This window comes from Nocardia sp. NPDC002869 (assembly GCF_046764065.1).
Taxonomy (GTDB): Bacteria; Actinomycetota; Actinomycetes; order Mycobacteriales; family Mycobacteriaceae; genus Nocardia; species Nocardia rhamnosiphila.
This window is the reverse complement of record NZ_JBKOOL010000063.1, coordinates 1-22,715: the sequence shown is the minus strand read 5'-3', so window position 1 is coordinate 22,715 and position 22,715 is coordinate 1. Positions and strand designations below refer to the sequence as shown.

General features: G+C 69.3%; 21 protein-coding genes and 1 pseudogene. 11 read left to right on the top strand and 11 right to left on the bottom strand.

The genetic code is table 11. From position 1 onward, the window contains the following. Window positions 1–18: 18 nt before the first annotated feature. Both ACLML9_RS14120 and ACLML9_RS14115 read right to left on the bottom strand, forming a co-directional pair. Entirely contained in the window at window positions 19–1,263 is a 1,245-nt protein-coding gene (locus ACLML9_RS14120) for a cytochrome P450 (protein ID WP_411945958.1), read from the bottom strand. Window positions 1,264–1,784: 521 nt separating this feature from the next. Beyond that, window positions 1,785–2,699, bottom strand: a complete 915-nt coding sequence (locus tag ACLML9_RS14115) for a LysR family transcriptional regulator (RefSeq protein WP_411945949.1) — start codon at window positions 2,697–2,699, stop codon at window positions 1,785–1,787. Between the two features lie 141 nt (window positions 2,700–2,840). Between ACLML9_RS14115 and ACLML9_RS14110 the strand changes: the two genes are divergently transcribed. The 4 genes from ACLML9_RS14110 to ACLML9_RS14095 all read left to right on the top strand — a co-directional run bounded on the left by ACLML9_RS14110 (window position 2,841) and on the right by ACLML9_RS14095 (window position 7,271). Next, window positions 2,841–4,241: an MFS transporter gene (locus ACLML9_RS14110; RefSeq protein ID WP_411945948.1), complete on the top strand. Its 1,401-nt coding sequence runs from the start codon at window positions 2,841–2,843 to the stop codon at window positions 4,239–4,241. Next, window positions 4,238–4,984 carry a 3-hydroxybutyrate dehydrogenase gene (locus ACLML9_RS14105; protein ID WP_411945947.1) on the top strand — a complete coding sequence of 249 codons (747 nt, stop codon included), beginning with the start codon at window positions 4,238–4,240 and terminating at the stop codon, window positions 4,982–4,984. Before ACLML9_RS14110 ends, ACLML9_RS14105 begins: the two co-directional genes overlap by 4 nt. A gap of 39 nt (window positions 4,985–5,023) precedes the next feature. Continuing rightward, window positions 5,024–6,982 carry an acetoacetate--CoA ligase gene (locus ACLML9_RS14100; RefSeq protein ID WP_411945946.1) on the top strand — a complete coding sequence of 653 codons (1,959 nt, stop codon included), beginning with the start codon at window positions 5,024–5,026 and terminating at the stop codon, window positions 6,980–6,982. Between the two features lie 70 nt (window positions 6,983–7,052). After that, entirely contained in the window at window positions 7,053–7,271 is a 219-nt protein-coding gene (locus tag ACLML9_RS14095; protein WP_411945945.1) for a DUF2945 domain-containing protein, read from the top strand. 191 nt (window positions 7,272–7,462) lie between these two features. Here the strand turns inward: ACLML9_RS14095 and ACLML9_RS14090 are convergent, their stop codons facing one another. Further along, the gene (locus ACLML9_RS14090) at window positions 7,463–8,032 is read right to left on the bottom strand and encodes a YceI family protein (RefSeq protein ID WP_030520356.1); all 570 of its coding nucleotides are present in this window, start codon (window positions 8,030–8,032) and stop codon (window positions 7,463–7,465) included. An 89-nt stretch (window positions 8,033–8,121) separates the two neighbouring features. On the opposite strand from ACLML9_RS14090, the gene ACLML9_RS14085 reads away from it, so the two are divergent. Beyond that, window positions 8,122–8,592 carry a MarR family winged helix-turn-helix transcriptional regulator gene (locus ACLML9_RS14085; protein WP_411945944.1) on the top strand — a complete coding sequence of 157 codons (471 nt, stop codon included), beginning with the start codon at window positions 8,122–8,124 and terminating at the stop codon, window positions 8,590–8,592. A gap of 267 nt (window positions 8,593–8,859) precedes the next feature. Here ACLML9_RS14085 and ACLML9_RS14080 read toward each other — a convergent pair whose 3' ends face one another. The 3 genes from ACLML9_RS14080 to ACLML9_RS14070 form a co-directional block, all read right to left on the bottom strand. Continuing rightward, window positions 8,860–9,798 carry a helix-turn-helix domain-containing protein gene (locus tag ACLML9_RS14080; protein ID WP_411945943.1) on the bottom strand — a complete coding sequence of 313 codons (939 nt, stop codon included), beginning with the start codon at window positions 9,796–9,798 and terminating at the stop codon, window positions 8,860–8,862. Window positions 9,799–9,964: 166 nt separating this feature from the next. Continuing rightward, window positions 9,965–10,387: an Hsp20/alpha crystallin family protein gene (locus tag ACLML9_RS14075; RefSeq protein ID WP_411945957.1), complete on the bottom strand. Its 423-nt coding sequence runs from the start codon at window positions 10,385–10,387 to the stop codon at window positions 9,965–9,967. Between the two features lie 373 nt (window positions 10,388–10,760). Beyond that, window positions 10,761–11,483 (bottom strand): GNAT family N-acetyltransferase, encoded by a 723-nt coding sequence (locus ACLML9_RS14070; RefSeq protein ID WP_411945942.1) that lies wholly within the window; start codon window positions 11,481–11,483, stop codon window positions 10,761–10,763. A 243-nt stretch (window positions 11,484–11,726) separates the two neighbouring features. On the opposite strand from ACLML9_RS14070, the gene ACLML9_RS14065 reads away from it, so the two are divergent. From ACLML9_RS14065 to ACLML9_RS14045, 5 genes are all read left to right on the top strand, one after another. Beyond that, entirely contained in the window at window positions 11,727–11,873 is a 147-nt protein-coding gene (locus tag ACLML9_RS14065) for a hypothetical protein (RefSeq protein WP_411945941.1), read from the top strand. Between the two features lie 218 nt (window positions 11,874–12,091). Then, window positions 12,092–13,627, top strand: coding sequence for an ABC transporter substrate-binding protein (locus ACLML9_RS14060; RefSeq protein ID WP_411945940.1), 1,536 nt, complete (start codon window positions 12,092–12,094; stop codon window positions 13,625–13,627). Beyond that, the gene (locus ACLML9_RS14055) at window positions 13,624–14,553 is read left to right on the top strand and encodes an ABC transporter permease (protein WP_411945939.1); all 930 of its coding nucleotides are present in this window, start codon (window positions 13,624–13,626) and stop codon (window positions 14,551–14,553) included. The genes ACLML9_RS14060 and ACLML9_RS14055 overlap by 4 nt, the downstream gene beginning before the upstream one ends. A 35-nt stretch (window positions 14,554–14,588) precedes the next feature. Next, on the top strand, window positions 14,589–15,353 hold the full coding sequence (locus ACLML9_RS14050; protein WP_411945938.1) for an ABC transporter permease: 765 nt from the start codon (window positions 14,589–14,591) through the stop codon (window positions 15,351–15,353). Continuing rightward, window positions 15,350–16,795, top strand: a complete 1,446-nt coding sequence (locus tag ACLML9_RS14045; RefSeq protein WP_411945937.1) for an ABC transporter ATP-binding protein — start codon at window positions 15,350–15,352, stop codon at window positions 16,793–16,795. The genes ACLML9_RS14050 and ACLML9_RS14045 overlap by 4 nt, the downstream gene beginning before the upstream one ends. Before the next feature lie 22 nt (window positions 16,796–16,817). On the opposite strand, the gene ACLML9_RS14040 is transcribed toward ACLML9_RS14045, so the two are convergent. The 3 genes from ACLML9_RS14040 to ACLML9_RS14030 all read right to left on the bottom strand — a co-directional run bounded on the left by ACLML9_RS14040 (window position 16,818) and on the right by ACLML9_RS14030 (window position 20,870). Further along, window positions 16,818–18,284, bottom strand: a complete 1,467-nt coding sequence (locus ACLML9_RS14040; RefSeq protein ID WP_411945936.1) for an aldehyde dehydrogenase family protein — start codon at window positions 18,282–18,284, stop codon at window positions 16,818–16,820. A gap of 166 nt (window positions 18,285–18,450) precedes the next feature. Next, on the bottom strand, window positions 18,451–19,632 hold the full coding sequence (locus ACLML9_RS14035; RefSeq protein WP_411945935.1) for a 4-hydroxybenzoate 3-monooxygenase: 1,182 nt from the start codon (window positions 19,630–19,632) through the stop codon (window positions 18,451–18,453). Beyond that, entirely contained in the window at window positions 19,629–20,870 is a 1,242-nt protein-coding gene (locus ACLML9_RS14030; protein ID WP_411945934.1) for an MFS transporter, read from the bottom strand. Before ACLML9_RS14030 ends, ACLML9_RS14035 begins: the two co-directional genes overlap by 4 nt. Before the next feature lie 124 nt (window positions 20,871–20,994). Between ACLML9_RS14030 and ACLML9_RS14025 the strand changes: the two genes are divergently transcribed. Next, the gene (locus tag ACLML9_RS14025; protein ID WP_411945933.1) at window positions 20,995–21,903 is read left to right on the top strand and encodes a LysR family transcriptional regulator; all 909 of its coding nucleotides are present in this window, start codon (window positions 20,995–20,997) and stop codon (window positions 21,901–21,903) included. A 25-nt stretch (window positions 21,904–21,928) separates the two neighbouring features. Here ACLML9_RS14025 and ACLML9_RS14020 read toward each other — a convergent pair whose 3' ends face one another. Continuing rightward, window positions 21,929–22,585, bottom strand: coding sequence for a CoA transferase subunit B (locus ACLML9_RS14020; protein ID WP_411945932.1), 657 nt, complete (start codon window positions 22,583–22,585; stop codon window positions 21,929–21,931). Beyond that, window positions 22,582–22,715 (bottom strand): annotated as a pseudogene (locus ACLML9_RS14015) (succinyl-CoA--3-ketoacid-CoA transferase); the annotation flags it as partial. The gene ACLML9_RS14020 and the pseudogene ACLML9_RS14015, both read right to left, overlap by 4 nt.

Genomic DNA, 22,715 nt, shown 5'->3' with positions numbered 1-22,715 from the left:
ACGGGGCCGGTGCGGGTCTCAGAGAATGGCCTGCTGTGGGCACGGAGGGAAGTCCACCGGTAGATCGGCCAGGGCCCGGTGGAACGGCCCGGGCCGCCGCGTCAGCGCGTCCGCGGGTACGGCCAGCCGCAGATCGGGAAGGGCGTCCAGCAATTGATCGATGGCGCCCTGGGCGATCAGGTATGCCGCGGACCTGGCCGGACAGGAATGCGGGCCCGCGCCCCAGGCCAGATGGGACCGGTTGCCGGTATGGTCGCCGTTGCTGATCGCGGGGTCGTTGTTGCACCCGGCCAGGCTGATCACCACGGGTTGGTTCGCGGGCAGCCAGACGTCGTCGATCAGGATCGGCTGCCGCGGGTAGGTGACACTGAAATTCGCCATCGGCGGGTCCTCGAACAGCACTTCGTCCAGCGCGTCCCGGGTGGCCAGCGCGCCGCCGAGCAGACTGCCCGCGAACCGGTCGTCGGTGAGGATCAGCAGCAGGGTGTTGATGATGAGGTTCCGCAGCGGCTCGATCCCGGCACCGTAGAGGACGACGACCTGATGGATGAGTTCCGCTTCGTCGAGATTCGCGGGGTGGGCGAGCACCCGCGAGGTGATGTCGTCACCGGGTTCGGCCCGCTTCAACTCGACCAGTTCGAGCACTGCGCCGCTGAGCATCTGGTTGCCGCGTTCGGCGTCCACACCGTCGAAGACTGTCTGCGTGGCCTCCGCGACCTTCCGGCCGATCTCGGGCGGGCAGCCCAGCATCGCGTTGATCGCCTCGAACGCCAGCGGGAACGCGTACTGGGTGACGAGATCGGCGACCCCGGTCTCGCAGAAGGCGTTGATCAACGGGACGGCGATCCGCCCGACCACGCTGTGCAGGACGTGCAGATCGACGCCGTCGATACCGGCGGTGTTGACCCCGCGGTAGCGGGCGTGCTCGGCGCCCGCGCTGCGGATCGCGCTCGGCCGCCACTCCAGGACCGGCAGCACCGGGCAGTCGGCGGGGATACTGCGCTGCCAGGCGCGCGGATCGGCGGGAAAGCGCTCGGGGTCGTTGAGAATACGCAGGGCGGCGCGATATCCGACCACCAGCGTGGCGGGTACGCCGGGCGCCAGTTCCACAGGAACCAGCGAGCCGTATCGGTCGCGCATCCGGCGGTAGGCGGCGTGCGGATCGGCCGCGAACTCGGCGGAGTACAGCGGGACGCGGGGCTCGTCGCGACCGGTGGGCGAAGCGTGTTGGCCGGTGAGGGCCGAAGGTATGGGCAAGTGGATGACTCCAGCGACAGGACGGTGCTCATCGGTGCAGGGCTGTGCCCGCGGCCGCAGTGCTGTCGCACGGTCGTGGGCGGTCCAAGGATGGCCCAGTAGGTAGATCGACGACATCGGTAGGGCGCCGCAGATTCGGCCCCGCGACAGCCGCAACGGCCGGCGCCCCCGGCGAGTAGCTCGGTCGCCATGGGGCACAGGGACGGGGCGGATATCGGTGATGCCGGGGCGCCCACGAGTCGTTTCGTCGGCCGCGAACGGGAACTGGACACGGCCATTGCCGCCCGGCGCGGCAGTTCGGCCAGAACCGTTGCCGCACAGATATCGTCGATCCTGCCAGAAGCTGAGGATCGGTTCCCGCCGGGAGATCACCCGATTCGTTCCCGATTCCGCGCGCGAGCCGGTCCGTACCGCACCGGCCGGCGAGCCCGGCCGACCGCGGTCCGGAGATGCCGTCCGGCGCAAGCGGGCACCACCGCATCGGCCGAGCGGGCTCTCCGGCACGCGCACCCCTGCCCGGGCACGATTCACCCGGCACCGAGAAGCGCGTCGCGCTGGTCGTCGATCATCGACCGGATCGCGGCGACCACCGCGGCGACTTCCGGACGACGCAGGGTCTCGGTGCGGGCCACCAGCCAGTAACCGAGGGTCACCGCCACCGAATCCGCCAGGACCCGCACCAGATCCGCATGGCGATCGGCCATGAAACAGGGCAGCAGTCCCAGCCCGGCGGACGCGCGGGTCGCCTCCACGTGCACGAAGACATTCGTGGAGGTCACCGATTCCCGCATGGCGGGGACATGACCGGAGGCCAGGTCGAGATCGTCGACCTGGAGCATGGAATCGATGAAGTACACCAGCGGATACCGGGCGAGATCATCGATCGTCGCCGGGGCGCCGTGTTCCCGCAGGTACGCGCGCGAACCGTAGAGGCCCAGGCGGTAGTCCGCCAGATGCGTCGCCGTGGCGCGGCGTACCCGCGGTTCGCCGACGACGACCTCCAGGTCGAGCCCGGAGCGCTGTTGCGATGCCCGCCTGGTAGTCGCCACGAGTTCGACCGCGATATCCGGATGCCGCCGGCGTACCGCCGCCGCGGCGGGGGCGGCGATATAGGCGCTGAAGCCGTCGGTCGCCGAGAGCCGGACCACGCCTGCCAGCACCCGGTCCCCGCCCGCGTCCGCCGCGAGTGATTTCACCGCCGACTCCACTGCCTCGGCCGCGGCCAGGGCATCTCTGCCGAGGTCGGTCAGTTCCCAGCCACCGGTCACCCGCGTGAGCACCCGCCCGCCGAGGGTCTGCTCCAGTGCGGCGATCCGGCGGGAGATGGTGGTGTGGTTGAGGCCGAGTTGGTCGGCCGCGGTGACGAATCGTCCCGAACGACCGACGGCCAGCAGGACGAGAAGGTCGTCCGCGCTGGGACGACCCGGAAAGGCCGTGCTCATTTCTGCATTTTCGCACATCAGTACTGCAGTAATGGTCATTGCGGGGCTCTGGGTCTGCACCAATACTCGATGCAGCCAAGCAATGTGGGGCCCGTCACATCACGAGAGGCGATGTGGCCCCGGGCACGAAGGAGAACTGCGATGAGGCAGCACAGCGCCGGACCGGACCCGGCGGTATCGAAGGACGCCGGATCCGGTGGAACGGCCGCCGGTCTGCGGCGCGTGGTGGCCGCGTCGATGGCGGGCACCGTCGTGGAGTGGTACGAATTCTTTCTCTACGGCACCGCCGCGACGCTGGTGTTCAGCAAGGTGTTCTTCGCGGCGGGCACCAGCGACCTGGACGCGATCCTCGCCGCGTTCGTCACCTACGCGGTCGGTTTCGCGGCCCGCCCGCTGGGCGGCGTGGTCTTCGGGCACTACGGCGACAAGTACGGCCGCAAGAAACTGCTGCAGTTCAGCCTCATCCTGGTCGGCGCCGCCACCTTCCTGATGGGCTGCCTGCCGACCTTCGGCCAGATCGGTTACTGGGCACCGGCCCTGCTGGTGGCGCTTCGCTTCATCCAGGGCTTCGCGGTCGGCGGCGAATGGGGTGGCGCGGTATTACTGGTCGCCGAGCACAGTCCGAGTCACCGCCGCGGCTTCTGGGCGAGCTGGCCGCAGGCCGGTGTGCCCGCGGGCAATCTGCTGGCCACGGTCGTCCTGCTGGTGCTGACCACGACGCTGTCCGACGAGGCGTTCCTCGGCTGGGGCTGGCGGGTCGCGTTCTGGCTGTCGGCGGTAGTGGTGCTGGTGGGGTACTACATCCGCACGAAGATCACCGACGCGCCCATCTTCGTCGCCGCACAGCGGGAAGCCGAGGAGATCAAGGCCACCTCGCTGAGCGTCGTCGAGGTGCTGCGCCGTTACCCGCGCGGTGTGCTCACCGCGATGGGGCTGCGGTTCGGCGAGAACATCATGTACTACCTGGTCGTCACGTTCACCATCACCTATCTGAAGGTCGAGGTGCACGCCGACACCTCGGTGATCCTGTGGTGGCTGCTCGCCGCGCACGCCGTGCACTTCGTGGTCGTTCCACTGGTCGGCAGCCTGTCCGACCGCATCGGTCGCCGGCCCGTCTATATGATCGGCGCGCTGACGGCGGCCACCTGGGGCTTCTTCGCCTTCCCGATGATGGACAGCGGTAACAACCTGATCATCGTGTCCGCCATCATCATCGGGCTGGTCTTCCATGCCTTCATGTACGCCGGGCAGCCCGCGATCATGGCCGAGATGTTCCCGACCCGCATGCGCTATTCCGGTGTGTCCCTGGGGTATCAGGTGACCTCGATCGTGGCCGGATCCCTCGCGCCGATCATCGCGGTCAAGCTGCTCGATACCTACGGGTCCGCGGTGCCGATCGGCTGGTATCTGGCGGGCGCGGCGGCGGTCAGCGCGATCGCCGTCCTGGCCGCACGGGAAACGAGGGGGCTCGACCTGGAGAGCGTCGATCGCGCCGACGCCGAGAGCCTGGCCCCGCGTGCCGCCGAGGTGTCCGCGCGATGACCGATCTGGTGGGGCGCAGCGCCCTGGTCACCGGCGGCGCGAGCGGGATCGGCGCGGCATGCGCCCGGGCGCTCGCGGCGCGCGGCGCCACGGTGACGGTGGCCGATATCGACGCGGCCGGCGCCGCGGCCGTCGCCGGGGAACTCGGTGGCGAGTCGTGGGCGGTCGATCTGCTCGACGTCGCGGCGTTGGAGGATGTGGACCTCCGCACCGACATCCTGGTGAACAACGCCGGGGTGCAGCACATCTCCCCCATCAAGGAGTTCGCGCCGCAGCGGTTCCGCGACCTGCTCACGCTGATGGTCGAGGCACCGTTCCTGCTGGTGCGCGCGGCCCTGCCGCATATGTACCGGCAGGGCTGGGGGCGGATCGTCAATATCTCCTCGGTGCACGGCCTGCGCGCCTCCCCCTACAAGGTCGCCTATGTGACGGCCAAACACGGGCTGGAGGGGTTGTCGAAGGTGACCGCGCTGGAGGGCGGCCCGCACGGCGTGACGAGCAATTGCGTCAATCCCGGCTATGTGCGCACTCCCCTGGTCGACGAACAGATCGCGGCTCAGGCCGCGGCGCACGGTATCCCCGAACAGGAAGTGCTGGAGAAGGTTCTGCTCACCGAGAGCGCGATCAAACGCCTCGTCGAGCCGGACGAGGTCGCCGCACTGGTGAGCTGGCTCGCTGCCCCGGAAGCCGGGATGGTCACCGGTGCGGCGTACACGATGGACGGCGGCTGGAGCGCGCGATGAGGGCGCGCTCCGGCCGGCCGTCCCGGCAGGAGAAATAGCATGCAACCACTGTGGGTGCCGACCGAACAGGACATCACCGAGGCCGCCCTCACCGACTTCGCGCGATTCGTCGCGCAACGCACGGGGGCGAACACCGCCGACTATCACGCACTGTGGCGCTGGTCGGTCGAGGACCTCGAGGGGTTCTGGCACGCGCTCTGGGATTATTTCGCCCTCGGGGATATCGCGGGCGAGGTACTGGCGGATGCGCGGATGCCGGGCGCGCGGTGGTTCCCCGGAACCCGGCTCAACTATGTCGACCAGGTGATCCGCCGGGCGCGCGCCGACCGGCCCGCGATCAGAGCGGTCGGCGAGGACGCCCCGGTCCGCGATATCTCCTGGGCCGAACTACTCGACCACACCGCCGCTTTCGCCCGGACGCTGCGCACGCTGGGCGTCCGGGCCGGTGACCGGGTGGCCGGATATCTGCCGAATATCCCGGAAACGATCGTCGCGTTCCTGGCCACCGCGAGTATCGGTGCGGTGTGGAGCACGTGCGGACAGGACTACTCGCCGAAAGCCGCGCTGGACCGGCTCGGACAACTCGAACCCACCGTCCTGGTCACCGCCGACGGTTACCGATTCGGCGGCCGGGCCCACGACAAACGCGCCGATATCGCCGCGTTGCGCGCGGGCCTGGACTCGGTACGCGGCACGGTCGTGATCGAACGTCTCGGGCTCCCGGTGCCGGATACGCTCTCCTGGGACGACGCGATCGGCGGCGCCGAGACACCGCGGCCGGAGCTCGCCACCGAACTCGTGGATTTCGACCATCCGTTGTGGATCGTCTTCTCTTCCGGCACGACCGGCCCGCCCAAAGGCATCGTGCACGGACACGGGGGCGTAGTGCTGGAACACCTCAAAGCCGTGGCGCTGCAATCCGATATCGGCCCGGACGATACGTTCTTCTGGTACACCAGCCCGAGCTGGATGATGTGGAATTTCCAGGTCGCGGGCCTGCTGACGGGGGCGACTATCGTCACGTACGAGGGCAGCCCCACCGCGCCGGCCCCGGATGCGCTGTGGCGGATCGCCGCCGATGTCGGCGGCACCGTCCTGGGTATCAGCCCGGGTTATGCGCTGGCCTGTATCAAGGCGGGCTCGGTTCCGCGCGCCGATCACGATCTGTCGGCACTGCGCACCGTCGGCGTGACCGGCTCCGCGCTACCGGCCTCGTCGGCGCGGTGGCTGAGCGAGCACGCCGGCGAACACGTCCACATCTCCTCGATCAGCGGCGGCACCGATGTGGTCTCGGCGTTCCTCGGCGGCGCGCGCACCGTACCGGTGTGGCCGGGCGAACTGTCGGCGCCCTTCCTCGGTGTCGCGCTGGACGCCTACGACCCGGCCGGGCAGCCGGTGCGCGGCGAGGTGGGCGAACTCGTGATCACCGCGCCGATGCCGTCGATGCCGGTCCGCTTCTGGCGCGACGAGGACGGTACCCGGTATCGCGACGCGTATTTCGACACCTTCCCCGGTGTCTGGCGGCACGGCGACTGGATCACCGTCACCGAGCGCCACAGTGTCATCGTGCACGGCCGCTCCGATTCCACCCTCAACCGGCACGGCATCCGGATGGGCAGCGCCGATATCTACCAGGCGGTCGAACGGTTACCGGATATCGCCGAGGCGCTGGTGATCGGTGTCGAACAACCCGACGGCGGCTACTGGATGCCGTTGTTCGTGGTCCCGGCGCCCGGCGCCGAACTCACCGACGAGTTCCAGGCGCTCATCGCCACCACGATCCGCACCGAGGTCTCGCCCCGGCACGTGCCGGACGAGATCATCCCCGCCCCCGGCATCCCGCACACCCGCACCGGCAAGAAACTGGAGGTACCGATCAAGAAACTGTTCCAGGGCGCCGACCCGGACGGCATCGTGGACCGCAACGCGGTGGACCGTCCGGAGCTGTTCGACTGGTACCGCACGATCCGGCCGGGCGGTGGCCGCGACCGGAGGTGAGCTGCCGGTTTCCCGCGTCGCCCCACGGGTAAAGCGTGCGCACGGGGGCCTGAACAGGCAGGAGGCAGCCTTGAGCAAGAAATCCTTCCGCACAGGCGACAAAGTCGAATGGAACAGCCACGGCGGCACCGCCGAAGGCGAGGTGGAAGAGGTCATCACCTCCGATACCGAGGCGGCCGGCCGCACGGTCCGCGCCTCCGACGAGGACCCGCAGTACCAGGTGCGCAGCGCGAAGAGTGGCCGCGACGCCGTGCACAAACCCGACGCTCTTCGCCCTCGGGGCGACTGATACCCGGAGGTGGCGGTCGTGTCGGAACAACGCCCCGCCAGCGACACCGGGCACAGCAGGTGGCGGTCTTAACTGATGAATTGGGGCCACGATCCGGAGAAGACCGCCGGGTAGGGCCCGCGGAGCCGTCGCGGTGGAGGCGTGGACACGCCCCACCGCGCTCCGCTCGCGCCCATCAGAGCCAGCGGTGGTCAGTTCGCCGCGGCATCCTGTTTGATCGCCGAGACCTCGAATTCCAGGACGACCTTGTCGGCGACCAGCACGCCGCCGGTTTCCAGCGCCGCGTTCCAGGTGATGCCGAAATCCTTGCGATTGATGGTGGCCGAACCTTCGAAACCGACCCGGACATTGCCGAACGGGTCGGTGGCCTGGCCTTCGAACGTGAAGGGGACGGTCACGGACCGGGTGATGCCCTTGATGGTGAGGTCGCCGGTGACGTCGAACGCGTCCGGACCGGTCGGCGTGATCGCCGTCGAGCGGAAGGTGATCTCGGGGTATTCGTCCAGGCCCAGGAAGTCGAGCCCGCGCAGATGCTTGTCGCGGTCGGCATTGCGGGTGTCGATGCTGGCCACCTGGATCGTCACCTCCCCGGAGGAGTTGGCCGGGTTGTCGCCGTCGAAGTACGCGCTGCCGGTGAATTCGTTGAACGCGCCGCGCACTTTGGTCACCATCGCGTGCCTGGTGACGAAACCGACCCGGGTGTGGGTCGGATCCAGTACGTAGGTTCCGCTCAGCTCGTTCACGTTCGTCGCGGTCGTCATCCTGTGCCTCCGAGTACTTGTCGTTGATGTGTCATATAAAGCCTGCGCCGCAATTGGTGATATGTCAACTACTGGGTTACGCTGGACATATGACCGAGACGCGATGGCTCGACGAGCGCGAGCGCCGGGCCTGGCGGGGCTACCTGACGATGCACGCCCGGTTGGTCGCCCGCCTGCACCGGCAGCTACAGCGGGACTCGGGCCTGTCGCTGGCCGATTTCGACGTACTCGTCCAGCTCACCGACCTGCCCGAGCCGCGGATGCGGGTGGGCGAACTGGGGCAGGCCCTGCAATGGGAGAAGAGCCGGCTGTCCCACCATCTGGGCCGGATGCAGGGACGCGGGCTGGTGCTGCGCGAAGACTGTCCGGACGACGCCCGCGGCGCGTACATCGTGCTCACCGAGCAGGGCCGCGCCGCGATCGAACAGGCCGCGCCGAGACATGTCGACACCGTGCGTGAGCTGGTCTTCGACGCACTCACCGACGACCAGGTGGACGCTCTGGCCTCGATCGCCGGCCGCATCCTCGGCAGACTCGACGATACGGACCAGAGCAGATGATCCCGCCGGCAGGGCGCGCTCTCCCCTCCCGGTAGGCAGGGCGCTCAACGCATCCCTCGCGTCGTCCGCCGGGTACGGCAGCCGCTGCCGCCAGAATTGCCCGGACCCCGCCCGGGCCGATGTCACCCGCGGGTTCCTCCGGATGGGCGGCCCACCGGAGGCGCACGAATCATCCACTCGGCGGCCGGAACTCGCCCCGCGCACGATCCTCCGCCGCGGTGAATACCTCATCCGTCCCGCTTCACCGTTCGGCACCCGGGCCGCGACTCACCTGCTGTGGCGCAGGACCTCGGAGGGGTGGCGTCCGTAACAGCGGTAATAGGCGGCGGCGAAGCGCCCCGGATGGGCGAAGCCCCACGTGCGGGCGATGGAGGCGACGGTCTGTCCGTCCCCGGGGACCGCCACGAGGAGTTGTTCGTGCGCACCCGCCAGCCGTAGCCGCTGCAGGTAGCGCAGCGGGGTGGTGCCGAGGTGGCGGCGGAAGGCCAGTTGCAGGGCCCGCGGGGTGACGAACGCCGCCGCCGCGACCGCGGCGACGGTGATGTCCTCGTGCACATGCGATTCGAGATAGGCGATGGCGCGGCGCACCACGCCGGGGTGAGCGTCGCGGCGGTCGGCTGCGCCCGGCGCGGTGACCGCGGTGGTGGGCACGGTCGCCAGCACGGTCGCGGCCAGATAGTCGGTGGCGGTGGCGACCAGCAGTGGATTGCCCGCGGCGGCGGGGTCGGCGGCGAGATGCTTCACATGCGTGACCGCCTCCGTGAGCCGCCGGGCGGCGGCCGGGGTACGCGGCCCGGGCGCGGTGATCCGCACCGGCGCCCCACCCGCGCCGGCGGCCAAGCGGTCCAGCAGTGCCGAATCGAACAGCGTGAGGTCGTAGCGGCCGGCGTGGATGATTCCCGAAGTCGGGAGTTCGTTCGCACCGAGCAGCCCGACCCGGCCGGGCGTGAGGTTCTCGGTTCCGTCGCCGGGACCGCTGTGCTCGATGACCCCGGCGTGCACGCTCGCCACACACAGCGTGCCTGTATGCTCGACGCCGTAGGAGAGGTCGAACCCCAGAGCGATCCGGTCCAGGGTGACGGGGCCGAACACATCGCGGCGCAGGCCCACCGAGGTGTGCCGGGGACCGGTATGGCCGATCAGCACCCCGGGGTACGCGGTACGGAGAAATGCCTCGATCTCACCGAGGTTTTCGCTGTGGAACACCGGATAGCGCACCGCCTCGAAATTTCTTGGGACCCTCGGCCGGTTCGGCGGCCGGAACACTGCGCTCTCGGAGAGGGACTCGGGTAACGGCCTGGCCCGGCAGATGCGCCGGGCCCGGCCGCCGGAGGGAGTAGGACAGTTCGGATACGCGACGCCGACCGGACCGTCAGGCGGTGATCGCCTGCGGCTCGCTGTCGTGGCGCGCGACCTCGATCTTGCGCGGTTTGGCCTTCTCCGAGACCGGAATCACCAACCGCAGGACGCCGTCACGGTAGTCGGCCCGGATCGCCTCGGTATCGAGGTTCTCGCCGAGGAACAGCTGCCGGCTGAACACCCCGCGGGTGCGCTCGGCCGCGATCATGGACCGGTTGGAGTTCAGCTCCGGCCGCGACGCTCGCACCGTCACCACGTTGCGTTCGACATCGAGGTCCAGTGAATCCGGGTCGATCCCGGGTAAGTCCAGTTCCACGAAGAATTCGTCGCCTTCCCGCCAGGCGTCCATCGGCATCACCGCCGGGCGGGCGGGCGTACCGAACGCCTGCTGGGTCAGGCGGTCCAGGTCGCGGAAGGGGTCGGTGCGCATCAGCATGGTCGCCACCTCCGGTTCACTCCATTCACTGTCGAAGGGAACTAAGATTATCTGTGTCATCTGACAGAGATAATTTTTAGCACTCTCCACAGGACAGTGCAAGTGGTGTCGGTAGAAAATATGACACAATCCCCACCCGGCCGCGCGACCCTCCGGACGCGCACCACAGCGGCCGGGCAAGCACTCGCCCGCCTCCGGACCGGACGGACCGCACCACGGAAATATAGTGCCGCCGACGACGCTCACGGTGGACCGCGTTTCGACGGTGTCCCGCGCGGCCGCCCGGCGAGCAGCATGCCGCCAGTCGAACGACCGGGGCGGCTACTGCACGACCTACCCGAGCAGTTCCGGCCGGGCAGAACGCGCACGGAGGCTACGGGATGCGGTACCCCCGGAAGGTCACGGATACGCGGGTCCGGAAGCCGAGCCGCTCGTAGAGGGCGATTGCGCCCGTATTCCCTTCCGCGACATGCAGAAAGGGACGTTCGCCGCGGGCCTCGATACGGGCGATGAGCGCCCGGACCAGGCGGGCCGCATGGCCCTGCCCCCGCGCCTCGTGGGCGGTACAGACGGCGCTGATCTCGGTCCATCCCGGCGGCCGGAGCCGTTCACCCGCCATCGCCACCAGCCGGCCGCTATCGCGGATACCGAGGTAGGTGCCGAGTTCCCGGGTGCGCGGCCGGAACGGACCGGGCCGGGTGCGCGCGACGAGGTCGAGCATTTCGGGTACGTCGTCCACATCCAGTTCGACCATCCCGTGATCGGGCCCGGGCGCGGGCAGGCCGGCGGCGGAGAAGATCATCTGCCGGCCCGCGAGCGTGAAGACCTCTTCCCAGTCCGACGGCGGCGCCGCCGCACAGCTGAACATATCGGCGAGTTCGCCCGGCCCGAGCAACCGCGCGAGATCGGCCCAGTCCCGCGCATCCGGATCCGCACCGACCGCGGCGAAGGTCGCGACTTCGGGCAGGTAGGTGCGGGCCCGGCCGATCCGGCGGGCCAGATGCCCATGGTGCCCGCCCAGCGATTCGCCCACCGGGTCGTCCAGCACCGCGGTGTCCGGGGCCACCGCGGTACCGCAGATCTCGTCGTTCGCCACCTGCCGAGTATGCCGGGCGGCCCTCACCACACCCGTGGGGTGCCCCGCCGGGGCGTCCGGACACGCAGAGGAGCCGGAAGACACGGGGCCAGTTCCCAGGTAGGGCCAGCGTGGAACGACGTGCCGGCCGGGCACAGCGAAGCGCCCATCGACGGGAGGTAGCGGTGCCTGTGGTGGTTCGGGGGATCGGATGGATCGCGTTGTACGTGGCGGTGGCGGCGGCGCCTGCGAATTCGCGACGAGGTGGGGCAGCTGCTGCACGGTGTGCTCTCGGTGGCGGTGGTGGCCCTGGCGCTCGCACATATGCTGCTGGTCGGCTACTACCTGGACGCCGCCGCCCTGGACATACCGGCCGATCGCGTCCACACCGAACGCTTCACCTTCGTCTGATCCGATCCCGGAGACCCGGATATGCGGCATACCTACACCACCCGCGCGGTCTGGGCGCTCACCTTCGTCCTGCTCGCCGCCTGCGCCTGGTTCGCTCTGGCACTCGCCTGAGTCCACACCGATCGGCCGAAGCTGTTGTCCCGGTGTGCACAGCACGATAACCTCAATCGAGTTAGCAGAGGCTAACCTCTGATCGGGCAAGCGGACGAGGTCGGGTAGTGGATATCAACAGGCGCCGACTGCTCCGGGCCGGGCTCGGTGTGGGCGCGATACTGGCAGTCGCGGCGTGCGGAAGCGGTTCTCCCGGTTCGAGTGACGGCGCCAGTGGTCCGCCCAGGCCCGGCGGAACGCTACGCGTCGGTGCGCTGGGAAAATCGTCGAAGATCGAGCGCGACCCGCATGCCACGCTGAGCAACGACAGCGATTTCCTGATCATGTCGCTCCTCTACGATCCGCTGACCGTGCCCGGCGCCGACCCCAATGTGGCCCCACGACTCGCGGCTCGGTGGGAGGCGGACAAGGATCAGCGGCATTGGACTTTCACTCTCGCCGAAGGCGCGAGTTTCCATGACGGCCGCCCGGTGACCTCGGCGGATGTGGTGTGGTCGCTTCGCCGGCTGCGCGAGATGGCCGGGGAAACCAAGGTTCCGGTGTCCTCGGCGGCCGATATCCGGCCCGCGGGCCCCAACGCCGTGGTGCTCACCTGCGCCGCGCCGAACAGCCAGCTGCCGCTGCTGCTGCGGATGATGACCTTCGTGGTACCCGAGGGCACCACCGATTTCACCAAGGGTGTGGGCAGCGGACCGTTCCGGCTCGAATCCTTCGACCGCGGCAACGCGCGGCTGGTACGTAACGAGTCGTGGCACGGCGGCCCGCCCCTGCTCGACGCGATCGAGGTCACCTTGTTCGAGAGCCCGGAGTCGATGTCGAACGCGATCATGGCCGGTCAGATCGACCTGGCTTCCAGTGTCGGCGCGGTGGCCGGGCGCACCGCGGAACGCCGGGGTGATCTGAAGGTCGTCCGGCGGCCCGACGATGTCGCGGTGGCCATCGCGATGCGTACCTCCGATGGGCCGTTCGCCGATCCGCGGGTGCGGGAGGCGCTACGTCTCATCGTCGATCGTGACGCGATGGTGGCCCAGGTCCTGTCGGGGTACGGCACGGTCGCCAACGATGTTCTCGGTACCGCGGATCCGAGCTTCGACCGGTCCCTGCCGCAGCGCACACGCGATATCGACCGGGCGAAGGCACTGCTGGCGGAGGCGGGATTCGACACGTCGAAGACCTACCAACTGGTGACGAAACAGGAGGCCGCCGGCGAAGTCGAATCCGCCCGGGTTTTCGCCGCCCAGGCCGGAGACGCCGGCCTGAAGATCGAGGTCGTCGTCCAGGAGGCCAACGACTTCTACGACCGGACCTGGCTCCAGGCGCCTTTCTACACGGTCAACTGGGGCACCAACGACTCGGTGGTGTTCTTCGCCAGCAAGGTCATGACCTCGCAGACCGCGTGGAACGAGACGGCTTTCGCGGATCCCGCCTTCGACAAGGCCTACGCCCGGGCCCTCGCCGCGCCCGCCGGTACCGAATTCCTCGAGGCCAGCCGAGAGATGCAGCGGATCCAGTACGACCGCGGTGGTTACCTCGTGTGGGGCATGGCCGACGGTATCGATATCGCCACCGCCTCGGTTCAGGGGCTGCCCGATCTCGGCGGGTACGGCCGGGTGCAGCTCGAACGAGCGTGGTTGTCGAGTTGAGGAAGGTCGCCGGTCCGGTGGCGCGCCGGCTCGCTCTGCTGTTCGTGCTGCTCGCCCTGGTCTTCCTCGTAGTCGATCTGCTGCCGGGCAATGCCGCACGCGCCGTACTCGGGCGGGACGCACCGCCGGATCGGATAGCCGCCAAAGAACACGAACTGGGTCTCGACCGCCCGCTGCCGGAGCGTTTCCGGTCCTGGTTCACCGGGGCGCTGACGGGCGATTTCGGTACCACCGCTCATGGGCAGTCGGTGAACGGGCTGCTGGCCGAGAACTTCCCCCAGACACTGCTGCTGGCCTCGATCGCCATGCTGGTCACCGTGGCGGTCGCGCTGCTGTGCGGGATGTGGTGGGCGGCGCGGCCCTCCGGTCTCGCGGCCCGGGTACTGCAACCGGGTACGGCCTTCGCCACCGCGATCCCGGAGTTCGTCGTAGCGATCGTCCTCGTGCTGGTCTTCTCGCTGTGGCTGGGTGTCCTTCCCTCGGTGACCTTCACCGATCGATCGGGCTATCCGGCGAGCCCGGAAATGCTGGTGCTGCCGGTCGTCGCGCTGGCGGTACCGCAGGCGGCGTGGAACGCACGTGTCGTCCGCGGCGCGGTGCTCGACGCGGCGACGGCCCCCCATGTCGACAACGCCCTCTTGAACGGACTACCGGAGCGGACGGTCCTGCTCCGGCATGTGGTTCCGTTCGCGCTGCCGGCCATCGCGGCATCCTTCGCGACCTCCGTGGGCACCCTGTTCGGCGGAGCTCTCGTCGTGGAGACGATATTCAACTACCCGGGCGTGGGTGCGCTGATCGCCGGTTCCGTCTCCGACCGCGATACGGCGCTGGTCGCCGCGATCGTGGCGCTGACCGGCACGACGATCATGTGTGTCCTGCTGGCGGCCGACGGCATCCGCATCTGGGCGCACCGGGGCCGGCGATGATGCCCGCGCTCACCCGCCGGCGCGTCGTGGCGGCCGTGTCCCCCGCTCTCCTGATCGCCGCGCTCGCGGTGGCCGGCCCCTTCCTCGCGCCGCACCCGGTCGACTATCCCGTGGGCATCGCGTTCGAAACGCCCAGCGGCAGCGCCTGGCTGGGCGGCGACCGGGTGGGCCAGGACGTCACGAGCCAGCTGCTGCACGGCGGCTGGGGGTTGCTGGTGCTCGCCGCGGTCATCGCCGGCCTGGTCACCACCTGCGCGGCCGTCCTGGGTTCGACTGCCGCGCTGTACACCCGAGCCGGCGCGTGGATCGAACGCGCCGCGGACCTGTGCATGCTGCTGCCGCCGGTGCTGGCGATTCTGCTGTTCATGCTGTCCTGGCCCGAATCCGGCACCGCCGGCCTGATCACTGTCGCGGTCGTCGCGGGAACACCGTATTCGGCACGCGTATTCGCCGCGGCCGCGAGTGGTGTCGCGCGGGCGGGCTTCGTCGAGGCCGCCCGCGCGCGCGGAGAACGCCCGGGTTATCTGGTGTTCCGCGAATTGCTGCCGAATCTGCGTCACACACTGCTCACCCAGCTCGGCCTGCGGTTCGTGGAAGCCATCTACATCGTCAGCACGGTGTCGTTTCTGCAGTTGCCCACCTCGCTGGGCGCCGCCAACTGGGCGGTGATGGTCCGGGAGAACGCGTCGGGCATCCTGCTCAATCCAGCGGCGGTGCTGGCTCCGAGCCTGGCGATCGGTCTGCTGGCAGTGAGCGTCAACAGTGCCGTGACCGCCTTTGCCGGGGAACGGCCGATATGAGCGGCGGCGTAGTCGTCGACGATCTGTCGATCCACGCACTGTCCGGTGCCGAACTACTGGCGCCGATATCGCTGCGGGTGGCGCCGGGCACCGTGGCCGCGTTGACCGGGCCTTCCGGTACCGGCAAGACCACGTTGATGCGGGCTCTGCTCGGGCACCTGGCCCAGGGCGCCACCCGAACGCGCGGCACCGTGCACGTCGCCGGGCAGGACGTCTTCGCCCTGAGTCCTGCCGCGCGGCAGGACTTCCGGCGGCGGAACATCGCATTCGTCGATCAGGACCCCGGCGCCGCACTCAACCCCGTCATGCGCGTGCGCACCCTGCTCGAGGAAGCAGCGGCCCGGCCGAGCGACAGCATGCTCCGCGCCGCCCTCGACCGGGTGGACCTGCCCGAATCCTTCCTGCGCCGGCGGCCCGGCGAATTGTCCGGCGGCGAACAGCGGCGACTCGCGCTCGCTATCGCCCTCGTGCGCGAGGTGGGCGTCCTGGTGGCCGATGAACCGCTCGCCGGCCTCCACGGAAACCTGCGCAATGCGATCGCCGACCTCCTGCGCTCGCTGGCCACCGACGACAAGCTCGCGCTGGTGGTCTCCGGGCACCAGACCGAGATCCTGCACCACCTCGCCGACGAGGTCGTCGAGCTCGGCGAATCACGGACCGCGCTGGTCCGGCTCGCCGCCCGCGCCGCGGAGCCACCGGGCAGCGGGCCGCCCGCACTGGGCGCAGTCGCGATCTCCGCGACGGCCGGGCGCACCCGCCTGCTCAGCTCCGTGGATCTCACAGTCCCGGCCGGCGGCTCGGTGGCACTGGCCGGGCCGTCCGGGGCCGGGAAAACCACGCTGGCGCGGGTGCTCACCGGACTACACACCGAGGCCACCGGCACCCTCGTGGTCGACGGCCGTCCGCTGGCCGTCGGCCGGTCCCGCCGAACCCGGCGCGACCGGCGCCGTGTCCAATTGATCCCGCAGAACCCGCTGTCCACGCTGAACCCGAAACACACGGTCCTGCAGACTCTGTCGCGACCGCTCCGCCTGACCGGAAACACCCCTCGTTCCGAGATCGCCGAGCGCGCGGCCGGCCTGCTGCGCAGCGTCGACCTCGCACCCGATCTGCTGCACCGCTACCCCGGCGCGCTGTCCGGCGGCCAGCGCCAGCGTGTCGCCATCGCTCGCGCACTGGGCACCGAGCCAGACATCCTCATCTGCGACGAGATAACCTCGGCGCTCGACGACCGGACCGCCCGGTCGATCATGGACCTGATCGAGCGCACCCGGCACACCCGTGGCATCGGCGCACTCGTCATCAGCCACGATATGGCCGTGATCGCCGCCTACTGCCCGCATATCGTGGTCCTCGGTAACGGCGCCGTCGTCGAACAGGGCCGCACCGCGGAGGTACTGGCCGCCCCGCACGCAGTGGAGACCAAGGCCCTGCTCGCGTAACCCCGCGGCGTGCGCGGCCGGATCAGAACGGGTACCGCTGGATCTCGGATTGCACAGTGATCCATTGGGTTTCGGTGAAGGTGTCGAGGTTGGCGGTCGGCCCGCCGAAACGGCCGCCGACGCCGGAGGCCTTCAGCCCGCCGAATGGGATCGGCGCCTCGTCGTCCACGGTCTGATCGTTGATGTGCACGGCGCCCGCGACGATCCGGTCGGCGAGTTCGTAGGCCTTGAACGCATCACCGGTGAGGATGCCCACGGACAGGCCGTACTCGGAGGCGTTGATGATATCCACGGCCTCCTCGACCGTGTCGTAGACCAGGACCGGCGCCACCGGGCCGAAGATCTCCTCGGTCCAGGCAGGATTGTCCGGGGTGAGGCCGGTGAGAACGGTCGGCCGATAGAACAGATCCGTGAACTGCCCGCCCGCGGCCACCGTCGCGCCCGCCTCGACGGCCGCGGTGACCAGTCCGTGGACCCGGTCGCGCTGGCCGGCATCGATGATCGGGCCCAGCGCGTTGGTCGGGTCGGTGGGATCGCCCACCCGAATGTGCCGCGCTGTGTCCGCCAGGGCGGCCACGTACTCCTCGGCGACGGACCGGTGCACGAGATGCCGGCCGGTGGTCATGCAGATCTGCCCCTGGTGCAGGAACGATCCCCAGGCGCCCGCCGACGCCGCCGCCTGCACATCCGCATCGGGTAGCACCAGCAGCGCATTGTTACCGCCCAGCTCGAGGTGCAGTTTCTTGAGCAGCGGCCCGGCCGCCGCGGCGATCCGGCGGCCGGCGGCCGTGGAGCCGGTGAACGACAGGCACGGGATCCGCGGGTGTTCGACCATCGCCGCGCCCAGTGCGCCGCCGCCGGGCAGCACATGCAGCACCCCGGCGGGCAGCCCCGCGTCCCGCAGCAATTCGGCCAAGGCCAGCCCGCCCGAGATCGGGGTCCGCGGATCCGGTTTGAGAATCACCGCGTTACCCAGGGCGAGCGCCGGGGCGACCGACCGCATCGACAGGATGGCGGGGAAGTTGAACGGCGAGATCACACCCACGACCCCCACCGGAATCCGGCGGGCCATCGACAGGCGCGGTTTCCCGGAGCGCAGCATCTCCCCGTACGGGTGCGCGGCGAGGGCCGCGGACTCCTGCAGTTCGCTCGTCACCAGGCCGACTTCGAAGGCCGCCTTCCCCTGCCCCGAACCCGCTTCGGCGACCAGCCAGGAGCCGAGCCGGTCCGGGTTCTCGCCCAGCAGCTGCGCCGCGCGCAGCAGGACGGCCACCCGTTCGTCATAGGTACGGGCCGCCCAGTCCTGGTGCGCCGCCGTCGCCGAGCGCACCGCTGTCTCCAGTTCCGCGGTCCCGGCTTCGCCCACGGTGTCGAGCACTGCGCCGGTGGCCGGCGAGACCACGGTCAGGGTGCGGGGGACGGGCCGGAAGGTGCCGTCGAACAGCGCGTCGCGCCAAGAAGTGGTGGCCGAATCGGCGGTGGTGGTCATAGGGGAACTCCTGAAGGCGGTGTCGTGCGTAGGAGAGTGGCCGCGAGGACGAGTATCCTCGCCGCACCCGCCGGCGGTGTCGATTGCGCCGCATCCGGCGGCGCGAACCGGGACCGGCCCTGCGCTCGCGCGGAAATCCGGCGGCCGGGCGGGCGAGCGGCCGGGATCAGGCCGCCTGCTGCCACCCGGTATAGGCCTCCGCCAGATAGGCGGCGCCGTGCCGGGAACCGGTGACCAGCGCGAGTTCGCCGCGCTGCCGTGCGATATCGAACGGAGACGCCCCCTCCACGGAGTGGAGCATGGTGGTCATCCAGTAGGAGAAGTGCTGGGCCTTCCATACCCGGTCGAGAGCCCGCTCGGTATACCGGTCGAGGGCCTCGTCCCCGGCGCCGGCCAGGAATTCGATGATCGCCTCGTGCAGTACGCGGACATCCGCGAGCGCCAGGTTGAGCCCTTTGGCGCCGGTCGGCGGTACCGTGTGCGCGGCGTCGCCGGCGAGCAGCAGCCGCCCGTAACGCATCGGGGCGGTGACGAAGGAGCGGAACGGCAGCACCATCTTCGCGCTGATCGGCCCCTCCTGGATCTGGAAACCGTTCCCGTTCACCCGGCGGCGCATCTCCGCCCAGATCCGGTCGTCGTCCCAGTCCTCGGGCCGCTCGCCGGGTGCGCACTGGAAATACATCCGCTGCATCGTGGGCGTGCGCTGGCTCACCAGAGCGAAGCCGTGCTCGGACTGCGCGTAGATCAGTTCCGGATGCGAGGGGGGCGCCTCGGCGAGGAACCCGAACCAGGCGAACGGATATTCGCGGAACCATTCACCGCGGGTCCCGGCCGGGAAGGCTTTGCGGCAGATGGACCGGGAGCCGTCGGAGCCGACCACGAGGTCCGCCTCGATCCGGCCGGGGCTGCCGTCGGAGTCGATGAAGGACACCACGGGCCGTGCGCCGGAGGTGTCGACCGCGGTATCGGAGACGCCGTAGCGCACATCGCCCCCGTCGGTCTCGCGGCGGGCCGCCAGATCGGCGAAGACATCGTTCTGCGGGTACAGCCAGACGGATTCGCCGACGAGTTCCTGAAAATCGATGCGGTGGTTCTCGCCGCCGAACCGGAACACCACACCGTCGTGCCGGTCGCCGTCGGTGATCACCCGATCGGACACCCCGGTGTCGACCAGGGTGCGCACCGATCCCGCTTCGAGGATTCCGGCGCGGATCGTGGTGGCGATATCGTCCCGGCTGCGGATATCGATGACCACCGAGTCGATTCCGGATCGGTGCAGCAGATGGGAGAGCAGCAGCCCGGCCGGGCCCGCCCCGACAATCGCTACCTGGGTCCGAGTGGTGGTCACAGTGCGTACTCCTTCGTATCGCCGGGTCCGGTGACGGGTGCCGCCGCCGTGGATTCCGAGTGCCGGGCGGCCAGGCGGGGAACCGTCGCCAGTGCGAGCAACCCGATCGCGGCGACCACCGCGAAGAAGTAGAAGCCCCAGGGATGGGCGGAACCGGCCACGATGAGCGCACCGGTGATACTCGGCCCGAAGATGGCGCCGAGGCGGCCGACCGCGGAGGCGAGACCGAGCGCGGTCGCGCGGACCTCGGCCGGGTAGGCCTGGGTGACATAGGCGTAGACGAGCACCTGGGCCGAGAAGACGAAGATACCGGTCACCAGCACCAGCGCATTGAGCAGCACGGTGCTGGGCACCTTGATGCTCAGCAGCGCCAGCAGCACCGCGGCCGCGCCGAACCAGACCAGGATGGTCGGTTTGGTGCCGCGCCGGTCGGCCAGGGTTCCCGCGACGATCAGGCCGATGATGGCGCCGATGTTCAGCACCAGCAGCAGGGTCAGCGAGGTCGACATGTTGTATCCGGCGTCGCGCATCAGTTTGGGCAGCCAGGTGTTGAGGCCGTAGACCAGCAGCAGTCCCATGAAGGAGCCGACCCACACGCCGAGAGTCGTGCGTAGGTACTTCGGCTGCAGGACCACGGTGGGGCCGACACGTTCGGTTTTGCCCTGGGCCGCCAGATAGGCATCCGATTCGGGCAGCTTCCACCACATCAGCGGCAGCAGCAGGAATCCGGCGATACCGCCGGCATAGAACAGGATCTCCCAGTTCGGCACGAGCCAGAGCGCGGACAGCGAGGCCAGGACCGCGCCGAAGTGGTAGCCGGTCATGGTGAAGGTGCTGGCGAAGGCCCGGCGCGAGGCGGGCATGTGCTCGGCCATGAAGGTGAGCGCGGTCGGCATACAGGCGCCCAGCCCGAGCCCCGCGAGAAACCGGAAGGCGCCGAACACTGCCACCGACCCGGCCCACGGCACCGCGATGGTGAACACCGAGAACAGGGTGATCGAGGCCAGCAGTACCGAGCGTCGGCCGTAACGGTCGGCGAGCGGACCGACTCCGGCGGCACCGATGGCGACGCCGACCAGGGAGACGGTCGCGGCGAAGGTCGCGCCCGACGCGGTGAACCCGGCGTGGTTCTCGTCGATCAGGGTCGGAATGACCGCGCCGAGGACGACGAGGTCGTACCCGTCGAGGAGCACGGTGAGCCAGCACAGCGCGGCCGGCCACGACAGCAGTTTGTTCATGATGGGGTTCTCTTCTGATCTTCGGGTCGCCACGATGCGACCCGGCTTGTGACGGCACTCACGCTAAGCTCCGCTTCCTCAGAAATCCAATAGATGATTTTCTGAAGTGGAATAGAGGAGATCTATGGCATCCGATGTGGACCTCAATCTGGTCCGAACATTTGTCCTGCTCTACGAGACGCGCAGCGTCACGGCCGCGGCCGATCTGCTGGGCGTGACTCAGCCGACCGTCAGCTATGGGCTGGGCAAATTGCGTAGGCGGCTCGACGACGAACTGTTCGTCCGCGGGCCCGGCGGCCTGGTCCCGACCTCGGAATCCGAACGGCTGTACCCGCCGCTGCGCGCCGCACTGGCCGAGGTCACCGACACACTGGGCGCGACCACGGACTTCGATCCGGATCGGCCCACCCGCTTCACCCTCGGCCTCTCGGATCTGGGTGAGGTGACGGTGCTGCCGCTGGTTCTGGCCGAACTGGCGACCCAGGCGCCGCAGGCGGGTCTGCGGGTGCGGGCGTTCGACCTGGACACCGCGACCGATCGGCTGGCCCGCGGCGAGATGGACGCCATCGTGGCCAGCCCGGTCCTCGATTCGCCCCGACTGCGCCGCACCCCCCTGTTCACCGAGGGGTACGCGGGTATGGTCGCCGCCGATCACCCCCGGCTGGGCACCGGCACCCCGACGCACGCCGATCTCGAGCGAGAGCGGCATGTGGTGGTGGACGGCGGCAGCGGCCATCTGGGTCCGCGCCGGGCGCTGGTCGAACATCGGCTGGAAAGCCGCATCGCGGTCCGGGTCACCCGGTTCGCGACACTTCCGTATGTGGTGCAGGACAGCGAACTCGTCGCGATCGTCCCGGAGCGGGTCGCTCGCGCGCTGGCCCGGACCCATTCCGTGCGCATCTTCGCGCTGCCCTGGCCCATCGAACCGGTCGAGGTGGCCGCCTACACCCGGCACGCGCCCGGACGCAGCGCCGCTCAGCGCTTCTTCCTCGAGGTGATCCGGACGGCCATGGACAAACTGCCGGCCCTGTGACCAGGCCGAATTCACGGCATCGCCCTCAGCCGACCCGTTCGACCAGTGCCTCGTCGACCTCGACCGCCGCCCCCGTGGCCGCCCGGACCTCGGCGACGGTGACCCCGGGAGCGGTTTCCACCAGCACCAGTCCACGCTCGGTCACGTCGAGCACGGCCATATCGGTGATGAGCCGGTCCACACAGCCCAGACCGGTCAGCGGCAACGTGCACTCTTCGACGATCTTGGGCTCCCCCGACCGCGAGACGTGGTCCATCATCACGATCACCCGCCGGGCACCGTGCACCAGGTCCATGGCGCCGCCCATCCCTTTGACCATCTTGCCCGGAATCATCCAGTTGGCCAGATCGCCGCGTGCGCTGACCTGCATGGCGCCCAGCACCGCCACATCGACCTGGCCGCCGCGGATCATGCCGAAGGACTGCGCGGAATCGAAGAACGAGGCGCCGGGCAGCACGGTGATGGTTTCTTTGCCGGCATTGATCAGTTCGGGATCGAGTTCGTCCTCGGTCGGATACGGGCCCACCCCGAGGACACCGTTCTCCGAATGCAGCACGACGGTGATGTCGCCGGGCAGATAGTTGGGCACCAGCGTCGGCATCCCGATGCCGAGGTTGACGTACTGGCCGTCTTCGAGTTCGGCGGCGACCCGGGCCGCCATCTGTTCGCGGGTCAGCGTCATGCGCGCACCGTCCTGTTCTCGATTCCTACTTCGACCTTGCCGACGGGGACGACCCGCTGGACCTGGATCCCCGGGGTGTGCACCTGGTCGGGGTCCAGTTCGCCGGGTTCCACCAGATGCTCCACCTGGG